This is a genomic window from Shewanella metallivivens (assembly GCF_028750675.1).
In the GTDB taxonomy this organism is placed as follows: Bacteria; Pseudomonadota; Gammaproteobacteria; order Enterobacterales; family Shewanellaceae; genus Shewanella; species Shewanella metallivivens.
Window position 1 is genome coordinate 121,285 of record NZ_JAQQPZ010000002.1, and the last position, 11,585, is coordinate 132,869.

Below are 11,585 nucleotides of genomic sequence, written 5' to 3' on the forward strand. Positions count from 1 at the left end.
CAAAATATCCATATAAGGTGAGCTGATTATAGAGGATTTAAGGTAAATGATAACAGCGTAACCACAAATATGTGAGCAAGTCATAATATTTAACGTTTTTGTCATGTGATGACTAAAGTTATAAAAACACCAATATATCATGCGGTTAATCACACTTTAAGCTTGTTTGGTTATTTTACATGCTAATCAATTGTTTTAATTTTGATTTTTTTGCGTTTTACCCGCAAGATTAGCTTAAATAATGAAAAGGTACCCAAGCCATGACCCCTAATACAGTTAACAACGACGACATTCTTTTAAAACTGTGTCATTCAGTTTCTCATGTTTTATCTAGCACCAGTGCCAGCCAGGTCACTCACGCAGGTATGGTACAAAGTATTTCCCGAACTCGCTTAAAACCAGATTTAGGGTGTTTTTCGATATTTGATGGCGGCTTTTCAGGTTTAGTTGTGATTAATTTTTCTGCCGATGCGGCCATCGAGATTTATCGCCGTTACATGATCAACATGGGTATGCCGGAATCTGAATTGGCGTTTTCGCACACATCAGATGATGTAGGTAATGTGATGGGCGAATTGATGAACCAAATTTTGGGCGATTTTATTGGCAAAATTTCAAAAGAACTACAAACATCGATCAGTCAAAGCCAGCCAAAAATGTTAACAATTAATAAAGAATTAACGATTTCAGTAGATACTAATCTTGATGATGCAGTGGCAAGACGGGTGTCATTTAAAACTGAAAACAACCATATTTTTTATCTTGAGTTTGCCATGGACAGAACCGAATTTATCCGTTCTGCAGACTTTGAGGTAGATGAAGAGTTTGACCTAGACTCATTGATAGAAACTCACGGTAAAAAAACGCCTAAGAAATCAGAATCTAAAACAGATATGCTAAGTGACCCTAATGTCAAAGGATTAGTCGCTGATGATGCTGACGATTTATTGAGTGAACTTGGGTTATAATTTTTCGTAGTAAATGATATAAAAAACAGCCAATAAAGTGATTTATCTTGGTTGTTTTTGTACGTGACAACGACGATAACGATGAAGGGTAATAAATAATAATGACCTCAAAAGCGACCTCTATTGATATTGCGTACCGTGCTGGTGTGTCGCAGTCGACAGTCTCGCGTGCGTTACGAAACAGTCCGTTGGTGAATTTAGAAACTCGCCAACGTATCCAAGCTATTGCCAAAGAACTCAATTATAAAGTCGACAAAAACGCCAGTAATTTGCGAACTCAAAACAGTCTCACCTTAGCCTTGTTAATTTGTGAAGACCCCACAAATGACGATTCAATGATCAATCCATTTTTCTTATCTATGTTGGGCTCTATAACCCGTGCAACAGCACGCCAAGGCTATGATTTATTAGTGTCGTTTCAACAATTGTCGACAGATTGGCATGCAGATTATGAAGACAGCAACAAAGCCGATGGCATTATTTTATTAGGTTATGGCGATTACATGGATTACGCTCATAAGCTAGAAACCTTAATCGAAAAAAACACCCACTTTGTCATTTGGGGGGCAGAGCACAACAATAAAGCGGTGTTATCAATTGGATGTGACAACCATCAAGGTGGTTACATTGCCACTGAGCACTTATTAAGTTTGGGTCATACAAAAATAGCGTTTTTAGGTGACTCATCTAGCCATAGCCCAGAATTTCGCGATCGCTATCTTGGCCATATTGAAGCCATAAATAAAGCGGGTATTCAAGCCGATGAACAGTTACAGCATGACGCATATAATACCGAGGCATCAGGTTATGACGCCGCCAACGCGCTGCTCGACAGTGGCGTGCAATTTGAAGCCATTTTTACCGCCAGTGATCTCATTGCTATAGGGGCAATAAGGGCACTTAAAAAACGTGGTGTTTTAGTGCCTGAGCACGTTGCTGTAGTGGGGTACGATGATATTCCAGTAGCCAGTTTTGCTAACCCTGCTTTAACCACGGTAAAGCAAGACACCCAATTTGCCGGTGAAATTTTGGTCGAAAGTGTGCTTAAACAAATTCGCGGTGAAGAAGTCAGCCAACGGCTATTAAAAACCAGTTTGGTGGTCCGTAATTCTTGTGGTGCTAATATTGATTAGCGAGTAAAAAGACGTGTTGAGTATAGTAAACTGAGACCGACTATCAATGTATACTAGCCAACATAAAAGCCGATAAAACAATACGATATACACTCTATTTTTGATTGATAAAGGATACAAGCAATTATGGCTGGCGCCAGTTTATTAACCTTGTTAGATGACATTGCCACTATTTTGGATGACGTAGCAGCAATGAGTAAAGTGGCGGCTCGTAAAACGGCAGGGGTACTTGGCGATGATTTAGCATTAAATGCCCAGCAAGTGTCTGGCGTCGCATCAGAGCGCGAGTTACCTGTAGTGTATGCAGTTGCTAAGGGCTCACTTCGTAATAAGTTCATTCTGGTGCCTCTGGCGCTATTGATTAGTGCTTTTATTCCTTGGGCGATCACGCCTTTGTTGATGTTTGGCGGTTTGTTTTTGTGTTACGAAGGCTTTGAAAAAGTTTATCATTCAATGACCCATAAAAAGTCCACGCCAGTTGACGATGAAACCATTATTGCTAAAGGCAAAGCGGACATTGATGATTTGGCAGCATTTGAAAAAGATAAAATCAAAGGTGCAATTCGTACCGATTTTGTGCTGTCTGCTGAAATTATTGCCATTAGCCTTGGTGTTGCGGCTCACATGGATTTAATGGGGCAATTTTTAACCTTGTCTGTGATCGCTCTGATCATGACTGTTGGGGTGTATGGCCTAGTTGCGGGTATTGTTAAAATTGATGATTTAGGCTTATACCTTGCGAGGCGTAAAGCCGAAGGCTTAGGGCACAAAATTGGTTTAATGCTGGTATCTGCAGCGCCCTATTTAATGAAAATACTCACCGTTGTTGGCACCATTGCCATGTTTATGGTGGGTGGCGGCATTTTAACTCATGGTATTCATGTGGTATTTGAATGGATAGAACATGCGGCCGTGGTGGTTGAACAAATTAATGTGGTAGGTGGGGGGTTAGGGCTATTAACGCCAAGCGTACTCAACGCATTGTTTGGCGTGGTGGCTGGTGGATTAGCGGTATTGCTCATGAATGGCGTGAAGAAATTAATACCATCAAAAGGTTAACGCTGTAGCGTTAAAGCGCTTCATTGGTAAAACATGATTTAGTTTGATATGTACATTAAAGATGTAAATGAGCGATGAAAAAAAGGAGCAGGGTCATTGACCTTGCTCCTTTTTTAACGATACAAATAACTTAAGCGGTTAAATTGTCGTTATCAGTCAAAGTTGGCTGCGCTTTTGGATTTGGGCCGTATTCGTTGTCATCTTTACTGTTAAAGCACATTACAACCAAAATAATCAGCGCGCCAAGCAGCGGGATAAGTAATAAAAATAACCACCAACCAGAATGGTCTGTGTCATGTAAGCGGCGCACACTCACGGCAATACTTGGAATTAATACGGCTAACGAGTAAACCGTGCTCAATAAACCAGTACCGTAGATGTCATTGTACATTCCGGTACCCATGTCTACTAATGTCAGTACGACACTGATAATTGCGCTTATTAATGCGAACATCCAATATTCTTTACGACGCGCGCGACCTGTAAAGTCGAAATATTGTTTTAATACTTTTAAATACCAATTCATTCGTTAGTCCTTAACGTTAACTATTTTTAATCTGATGTAGTTGTAACAAGATGCTATTGATTTAACAAGAGGTTATTCATATTTTAGACAAAAAAAGCCGCTGCAAAAAGCAACGGCCTTTAATGAAAATCTCAGCCTATTATAGGCTGAGACAAGTAAGCCAAATCGGTTATTTGGCCAATTTTTGTGAGACAACAGGATAAAAGTCCCATACTTGCTCATCGGTCATTGAACGGACCAATTTAACGTATTCAGCATGAGTCCACGCCAGTGGTGTGGCCGAGTTAGTGCCGTCACCCATTTTGTAATTATAGCGTGTTGGGTTACCGACGCCGTCCCATGCTTGTTCTGGCAACATTAACCCCTGGTTAGCAAACGTTTCCATGCCTTGCACGTAGGTGTTAATTAATGCTTTTTTGCTATCAGGGGTTAAATTCCCGGCTGATTTTGCAAGTGCTAATTCGTAATGGCCGCGCTCGCCGGTAAAGAAGGGCCATACGCGGCCGCGTTGATCTTCGGTATTGCCTTTTTCTGCATAGCTTAGACCTGTGACAATGTCTTCACCGTAGCCGTCGTTACCGTAACGGCGAAAACCTGGCACTTTACTGCCATCTTTAGCGGTAAACTCGTATTTAACCCGTAAGTTATCTTCAAGCTGTTGATTATCAATGAGCATCACGCTGTTTTTAATGACAGGGTCTTGTGCATCAACCACACCGTAACGTACTAATTCTAAAAAACCGCCGTCTAAAATCAGTCGTTGATCTAAGCCAGGCTTACCATTGTTGTCTAAAAGTTTGTCCGCAGTGTTGGGATTACCATTAGGACTAATGCGCACATAATAAGGCGCTGCGTTACCCTCAGTATGTGCTGAATCAGTTGCACTGAGTAAGCCGCTGGTGGTGACCATAGTTGCTTCAAGCTGGCTTTGCAGTTTTTGAGCTAACTCAAGGTATGTGCTGGCATGTGCATCTTTTGCCAGTGTAGCCATGTCACTTGCTGCCACTAAACCGGCAATAATGGCAGAGGTAGTCGAAGGTGAAAAGCCTGCCTGTTCTTCCCAGCGTTCTTGTTGGGTGCTTGGCGGGCTAATGTTTGTCTCATTCCAGTCTAGTTTGACGTTACCGCCGCTGACTAAAAAGTCGGCCGCAGGTTTTAGCATGTCTTGATACCACAGAGTGATTTCGGTATCGGTTAATACTCCAGCTTGCCATAATTTCCAGCCGAGCATAATGGGCATTGCGGTTTGGTCAAGCTGTACGCCAACCCATTCGATTTGGCCATCTACGTGGGTTTTTTGTAAAAACCATCCCGGTGTGCCTGCAAAACCTGGGGTTTGTTGGTTAACCTGAACTTTCTTTAAATACTCAAACGCCACTTTAGGGGTTTGAGTGTCGCCCATGGCTAAAAAAGCCATAGCACATTGATAAAAATCCCGTGGCCATACTGCTTTATAGCCCGTACTGCCTACTTTTGCAGATACAGTGTCGCCCCAAGGGTTTGATAAGGATGCGATTAAGGCGCCAGCATGGGTTTTATCTTCTTGTGCTTTTAACACTAATGCACTGGCATACAGCAGTTTGCCGTTATCTGTGGTATTGGCGCTCATGTTAGTTAATGGCGATAAAGAGCCAAGGTAGTCTTTCCAACCTATATGCTTGTCATCACCTAAATAGGCCTGTTTTACGGCATCGTAACCGGCATCTAAAGTGGCTTGAGCTGTGGCGAGGCTGCTGGCTTTGTCTTTAGCAAATCCAATGGCCAAGTTCATTGTTAGGCTGTCATTGGCTTTGGTTAACGTTGGGTATTGCGCAGTTAATGCAACATTACCACCTTGATTGGTATCGCTGGTGGTGTGATAGTAAGAGTCCAGCTGGCCATTATCTTGTAAGTCGATAATGCCGTCTGATGTACCAACAAAGCCTGCACTTGCGTGCACAAAATCAACGTCGGTTTTAATGGTCATTACGGTTGAATTGGCGTCACTGGTGTGCGCCACAAGTGTTTGGCCTTCAACTGAGGCGATGTCATTGGCGCCGCTATTATCAATATGCGGATTAACGTACAAATGCGGCGTGATCCCAGCTTCAAAGGCAGTAAAAGTGACTTTCATCATTAAGCTATTTCTATCAGGATCGGTAAAAATGTGCTTTTCGATTTGGTATTTGCCTTCAATGTCTTTATTGATCAGCTTATATGCCAGCGACAATGGCCGCCCTTGTGCGTCGGTGTCGAGGTATTCAATGGTGCTAATGGTGTTATCTTTTTCTGTGTCAACAAAGCCATTACCACTAATAACAAATTGCAGCTCTTTTAATTGTGCATTATGAATCAGGCCAAACATGGTTTCGGTGAGTATGCCCTGGGCGACAGAAAACCATACTTTACTGACAGGGTTCGTCGCTTGGTCCTGATATTGCCCATTGATGTACGGCTCGTAAGAGGTGCCTATGCCTGTTTTACCCGAAAAAGCCCACGTCGGCTCAGCCCCCGGAGCCCCTGGCGCAACGGTCTGAATTGGCGAAGCACTAGCAGCCGTTTCAACCTTGGTTGCGGTGTCGCTAGGTGAGCAGCCAGTTAATATGAGCCCTAATAGGCTTGCCGTAACGGCGGTTGAAATGGCGCTGCGCGGTGAGTGTAGTGTTAACATATATGTCCCCAAAATATTGTCTGTGATGATGACAGAACGCTGTTATTTTTCTTTTAAGTAAATGATTTAGTTATCTTGTTTGACAAATAGCACGGCAATGCCCGACACCATCATAAAGACTCCACCTAATACCAAGGCATAGATGGGTTGACCATCAAAAAACACAGTTAATAACAAGCCCAAAATACTGGCTGCCAGTAACTGGGGGATCACAATGAAAAAGTTAAAAATCCCCAAGTACACGCCCATTTTTTTAGCCGGTAACGCAGAAGACAACATGGCGTAAGGGACTGACAAAATAGAGGCCCAGGCAAAGCCAACCCCAATCATAGGGATCCATAATTGGTTCGGGTCTTCAATAAACATAAAGCTGATTAACCCCAGCCCACCTAAAAACATATTAATGGTGTGAGTGAATTTAATACCGACCACTTTGGCTAAAAACGGAATGATGATGGCAGCAATGGCGGCAAATCCGTTGTAGGAGGCAAATAGCATTCCCACCCAGTCGGCACCATCGTTATACGCCTGGCTGAGTACGTCGCTGGTGGCGTAATGGTGTGAGGTCACCGCTGCTGTGGTGTAAATCCACATGGCAAAGAGGGCAAACCAAGCAAAAAATTGCACCACAGCTAATTGCTGCATGGCTTTTGGCATATGAAACAAATCATCGACCACATTAAACAACATGCCATTGTTTTCACGTTTGTTTTCACAGAGGCTTGTTTGAGTCAGTTTACGCGCACAAAACAATTGCAGCGGACCAAACGCAAAAATACCAATGCTAAGGATATAAAGCTGTTTATCAAGATCTTGCGTAATAATGGCAGCGGTGAATATGGCGCCAATCACCATCCAGATAATGCCGCCCGTTTGATACTGTTTATGGGTACGATTATTGGTATTTTCTATCGATTGGCTATGTTTTGCGTGCTGTTCAAACGAGGCTAGCTCTTCTGGTGAATATTCTTTGCTGGAGATAATCGTCCAGCCCACGGCGACAAATAACACTGCGCCGCCAAAGTAGAATGAGTAGCGCACAGAGTCGGCAATATCACCTGCTGCAGCGGTATTGGCTACATCAAACACGTTAGTCAACATATAAGGCATGGCCGAGGCGACAACTGCACCTATGCCAATAAAAAAGCTTTGCATTGCGTACCCTTGAGTACGTTGGCTTTTAGGTAGATTGTCGCCAACAAAGGCACGAAATGGCTCCATGGCGATATTGATCGATGCGTCCATAATCCACAACATGCCTGCCGCAATCCACAGGGTAGGCGAGTGAGGCATTATAAATAGTGACAATGTGGTCAGCACGGCACCAATTAAAAAGTAAGGACGACGACGCCCAAGGGCGTTCCAAGTGTTGTCGCTCATGTAACCAATAATAGGCTGCACTATGAGCCCGGTAAGCGGCGCGGCAATCCATAAAATCGGAATGTCGTCGATGGCAGCACCTAAGGTTTGAAAAATACGACTGACGTTGGCATTTTGCAGAGCAAAACCAAATTGAATCCCCAAAAAACCAAAGCACATATTAAAGATTTGCCAAAAGCTCAGTTGTGGCTGTTGGGTCACTTTATGATGTTTATCCGCTGACATGTTATATCCTTTTTATCAGTCGTTATGCTGACTTATTATTATGACTTTTAATGATGCTATGTGGCTCTTAAGTTTGCCAGATCCACTCTTGAGACAAGGGTGTTGATAAAAAAATGGCGAATACGCATCTCCCTAAGACAGGTATTCGCCAAGACCTAAGTGTTATCGATAGATTATTGTCCTAATACGCTATCGATAAAAGCAACAGTGGTACTTAAAGCTGGTTGCCTCTACACGTGGCTTACCAGAAACGACCTAGTCCATCTCATCCTGCAATCTGAGAACGAAATAGCAGGTTTTATAGTAGCCTCGTGCCTGTTGTTGGTTCAACGTGCTACATACGTATTCATGCCATTTGAGCAACCAAACACACACACTTTTGTAACATGCTACAGTGCTTTAAAGCGAATAGCTGTACCACCACTGGGCGCAAGTGACAGCGCAAGGGTATCGTTAGCGCTCACCACTTTGGTTTCGATAACGTAATCATACGGATTTGTTAACCAATCTGCATTTTTTCCATCACGGTATATTTGTGCTTCATAACGTTTTCCAGCGGTTAAAAAATCGAGTTTAATCCTGAGTTTACGCGCATTTTCGTCAGTTAACGCACCTAAATACCAATCTTGCTCTCCGCGCTGCTTACGAGCAAAAACGACATAATCACCAATGTCGCCGGCAAGGGCGATACTCTCGCTCCAGTCTGTTGGTACGTCTTGAATAAATTGAAATACATCAAGACGTTGTACATAGTTACGCGGTAAATCGGCCGCCATTTGAATAGGGCTATATAGCACAACGTACAATGCCAATTGTTTTGTTAGCGTGGTTTGTACGCGGTTTTCAGCGTTTAAACCTTGTGGGGCTAAATTGAAAATGCCCGGGGTAAAATCCATTGGCCCTGCTAGCATTCGGGTATAGGGTAATATGGCTGTGTGTTCGGGGTTATTAGGTGGGCTACCCCATGCGTTAAACTCTTGGCCTCTGGCACCTTCGCGGGCAATCCAGTTAGGGTAAGTGCGGCGTAGCCCCGTATCTTTAATTGGCTCATGGGTGTTTATACTAATGCCTCGCTTGGCCGCTTCGGTCACACTGTGTAAATACTCGTTTACCATAAACTGGCCGTCGTGCCATTCGTGTCTCACTATGCCGTTTTCATCAATGCGTTTGATGTCGCCACCATCGGCCACATAACCGGTTTTAACCTGAGTCACACCATGCTTTTTGTATAAGTCGTATGCGTCTCCCATTTGATTGCGATAGTTAGTCACCGAGCCTGATGTTTCATGGTGGCCAATTAAGCGCACTCCTTTGCTTTTTCCGTATTGGCTAATCGCGTCAATATCAAAGTCTGGGTAGGCTTTAGTAAAGCTAAATACATCGCCATTATGAAACCAACTGCCGTCCCAGCCTTCGTTCCAGCCTTCGACTAACACCCCATCAAAACCGTATTGCGCGGCAAAGTCCATGTAGCGTTTGGTTTCGTTGGTGGTTGCGCCATGTTTTGGGCCGCTACCCCAAGTGTTTTCGTTGAGGTGCATGCCCCACCAGATCCCGACATATTTACCCGGTTGCACCCAAGATACATCGCCTAATTTATTAGGTTCATTAAGGTTAAGGATTAAGTCTGAGTTCAGTAACCCTGGTGCATCTTTGGCTATTTGAATGGTTCGCCACGGCGTAGAAAACCCAGGTTGAGTTTTAACCCGTATACCGTCTGACCATGGGGTTAAATCTGCGCGTAATGTGCCGTCTCGGCCTTGATTTAATACCATGGCGGCATAGTCGGTGAGGGCGGCTTCATGGATACTTAGGTGTATGCCATCAGCGGTTTTAAATGTCATAGGGGTATGGGCGCGGTCGATTTTATCGAGTGTGGTGGTGCGATATAAATACTCGTAGCGGTTCCAGCCTCGGCCAGGGATCCACCATGCTGTGGTGAGTTGCGGGTTGGGGATAGCAAATTCGGTAAGCTCATCGGTAATATACAGCTTGGGTGTGCTGCTTAAAGCTGCTTGTTTGGGGACCAGATAACGAAAGCCTATGCCGTCGTTAAAGGCTTTAAACTCAATGTCAAAATCAGCTTTACCGTTGCTAAACGTGGCCACTATTTGGTTATAATGATCGCGAACATTCTCACGTTCACCCCAGGGTTGCTGCCAGGTTTGGTCAACACTATTGTGGGTCACATGCTTAATGGTAAACTCGCTGCCAAACTCACCTAACTGCTGAAATACCAGGCCAAGTTTACTGGGGGTAATGACGGTGTTGCCATTAAATTGTACTTGGTACTCAGGGCGGCCATTGTCGTCTGTTAAACTGATGCTGATGTGGGTGTCTGGCGAGGTTACTTGCACGGTTTTCGCATTCACCATGCTCGAAAATGCCAAGCCACAAACGGCTAAAGCGCAGGTTAACCCTATGATTGATTTGTTAAATAGAGCTTGAGTATCAACACCTGGGCGCAAAGCCGCTGGCTGTAGGTATGAGGATGTCATACGGTATCCTTGTTGTTTATTATTATATCGTTATCAACAAGTAATATATGACGCTTTTAGATTTTACCGCAAAGATCTGCATACGTATTCAGCGGGCGAATGGCAAGATGGTATTATCATGCCTGCAACAAGTGACATGCTAACTCAGAGGGGTAAGGTAAGTTACTCACGTTTTACTAGCGCAAATTTACCTTTTACTCGTTGGCCACGTGAACGTTCGCACCAAAAGCTGTAGATAGGATAAATGAGTGCAGCGCCAATTAGCGAAAAAATGAAACCTAAAAAAGCATACATCAAGCTAGCGAACCAAAAGGTTGTATCTTCTGAACCTTCCACATGGATTTGTGTTGAAATGACCAAATGAAATGCGATTGAAAAGGATAAGGCTCCACCAAAACAAATCCAAAGTGCGATGGCCATAAAAGAAAAGAAGCTGAGTTGGATCCGCGCTTCGTTACTGTAGTGTTCATGTATTTCCATATTTATTGTTTCTGCCTATGCGAAATGAATTGTTGACCAAGCTCATCAATTTACTCATCGATTAATTGGTTTTTATTGTGGATCAAACCAAGACATATGAACAATAAAAAATGGTCTGTAAACGGGGGGAGTCTTAACTGCCTGTTGCTTTGTTGATAAGGATTTACCGAACTTGTGTGCGAGATCAGGGTTTCTCTGACAATAATAAGATATAAAGTATAAATAATTTACATCTTAATTGGAGATACAATGTCTGAATCAATCCATGGTCATCAAGTGATGCAGATGATGCTAGAACATGGCGCTGCGCTAACAAAACAAGATCTTAAAGAGATGATGCATACAACATTTGGTGTTGATGCGTGTTATCACACTTGTTCGGCAACAGAAATGGATGCAGATATGTTGATTACGTTTTTAGAAAATAAAGGCAAGTTTATCGACAGTGACAGTGGGATCACCACTGCCGCAGATAAGATTTGTAATCACTAAACGACACTATTTTAGTCAGCGCAATATACAAGGCGTTGAGTTAGATTGAATAGAAGGGGCTCTTTATAATGAGATGTCCTTACTAAACAATGATTGGACTGATACATTGATATCAATAACAAGCGCCGCAGATAGCTTATCTGCGGCGCTTTTGTTTAAACGGACACAAATTGA

General features: G+C 43.3%; 9 protein-coding genes. 4 read left to right on the forward strand and 5 right to left on the reverse strand.

The features are described 5' to 3' along the window. Positions 1 to 260 precede the first annotated feature (260 nt). The 3 genes from PQR79_RS03475 (at position 261) to PQR79_RS03485 (ending at position 3,160) form a co-directional block, all read left to right on the forward strand. Entirely contained in the window at positions 261 to 968 is a 708-nt protein-coding gene (locus tag PQR79_RS03475; protein WP_238104109.1) for a DUF3334 family protein, read from the forward strand. A 101-nt stretch (positions 969 to 1,069) separates the two neighbouring features. Then, entirely contained in the window at positions 1,070 to 2,101 is a 1,032-nt protein-coding gene (locus PQR79_RS03480; protein ID WP_238104108.1) for a LacI family DNA-binding transcriptional regulator, read from the forward strand. A gap of 126 nt (positions 2,102 to 2,227) precedes the next feature. Next, complete coding sequence (locus PQR79_RS03485) at positions 2,228 to 3,160, forward strand: DUF808 domain-containing protein (protein ID WP_238104107.1); 933 nt, start codon at positions 2,228 to 2,230, stop codon at positions 3,158 to 3,160. A gap of 130 nt (positions 3,161 to 3,290) precedes the next feature. Here the strand turns inward: PQR79_RS03485 and PQR79_RS03490 are convergent, their stop codons facing one another. The 5 genes from PQR79_RS03490 to PQR79_RS03510 all read right to left on the reverse strand — a co-directional run bounded on the left by PQR79_RS03490 (position 3,291) and on the right by PQR79_RS03510 (position 10,919). Then, positions 3,291 to 3,686, reverse strand: a complete 396-nt coding sequence (locus tag PQR79_RS03490; RefSeq protein WP_238104106.1) for a DUF805 domain-containing protein — start codon at positions 3,684 to 3,686, stop codon at positions 3,291 to 3,293. A 169-nt stretch (positions 3,687 to 3,855) separates the two neighbouring features. Beyond that, complete coding sequence (locus PQR79_RS03495; RefSeq protein WP_238104105.1) at positions 3,856 to 6,336, reverse strand: glycoside hydrolase family 15 protein; 2,481 nt, start codon at positions 6,334 to 6,336, stop codon at positions 3,856 to 3,858. A 66-nt stretch (positions 6,337 to 6,402) separates the two neighbouring features. After that, entirely contained in the window at positions 6,403 to 7,941 is a 1,539-nt protein-coding gene (locus PQR79_RS03500; protein ID WP_238104104.1) for an MFS transporter, read from the reverse strand. Positions 7,942 to 8,330: 389 nt separating this feature from the next. After that, positions 8,331 to 10,316: a glycoside hydrolase family 97 protein gene (locus tag PQR79_RS03505; RefSeq protein WP_238104190.1), complete on the reverse strand. Its 1,986-nt coding sequence runs from the start codon at positions 10,314 to 10,316 to the stop codon at positions 8,331 to 8,333. A gap of 285 nt (positions 10,317 to 10,601) precedes the next feature. Then, positions 10,602 to 10,919, reverse strand: coding sequence for a hypothetical protein (locus PQR79_RS03510; RefSeq protein WP_238104103.1), 318 nt, complete (start codon positions 10,917 to 10,919; stop codon positions 10,602 to 10,604). A gap of 249 nt (positions 10,920 to 11,168) precedes the next feature. On the opposite strand from PQR79_RS03510, the gene PQR79_RS03515 reads away from it, so the two are divergent. Further along, positions 11,169 to 11,411 (forward strand): YecH family metal-binding protein, encoded by a 243-nt coding sequence (locus PQR79_RS03515; protein WP_238104102.1) that lies wholly within the window; start codon positions 11,169 to 11,171, stop codon positions 11,409 to 11,411. The last annotated feature ends 174 nt before the right edge of the window (positions 11,412 to 11,585 follow it).

Excerpts from the sequence above, each read along its gene's own strand:
- PQR79_RS03510 (WP_238104103.1), bottom strand. The coding sequence starts at position 10,919 with ATGGAAATACATGAACACTACAGTAACGAAGCGCGGATCCAACTCAGC.
- PQR79_RS03490 (WP_238104106.1), bottom strand. The coding sequence starts at position 3,686 with ATGAATTGGTATTTAAAAGTATTAAAACAATATTTCGACTTTACAGGT.
- PQR79_RS03500 (WP_238104104.1), bottom strand. The coding sequence starts at position 7,941 with ATGTCAGCGGATAAACATCATAAAGTGACCCAACAGCCACAACTGAGC.
- PQR79_RS03475 (WP_238104109.1), top strand. The coding sequence starts at position 261 with ATGACCCCTAATACAGTTAACAACGACGACATTCTTTTAAAACTGTGT.
- PQR79_RS03485 (WP_238104107.1), top strand. The coding sequence starts at position 2,228 with ATGGCTGGCGCCAGTTTATTAACCTTGTTAGATGACATTGCCACTATT.
- PQR79_RS03515 (WP_238104102.1), top strand. The coding sequence starts at position 11,169 with ATGTCTGAATCAATCCATGGTCATCAAGTGATGCAGATGATGCTAGAA.
- PQR79_RS03505 (WP_238104190.1), bottom strand. The coding sequence starts at position 10,316 with ATGGTGAATGCGAAAACCGTGCAAGTAACCTCGCCAGACACCCACATC.
- PQR79_RS03480 (WP_238104108.1), top strand. The coding sequence starts at position 1,070 with ATGACCTCAAAAGCGACCTCTATTGATATTGCGTACCGTGCTGGTGTG.
- PQR79_RS03495 (WP_238104105.1), bottom strand. The coding sequence starts at position 6,336 with ATGTTAACACTACACTCACCGCGCAGCGCCATTTCAACCGCCGTTACG.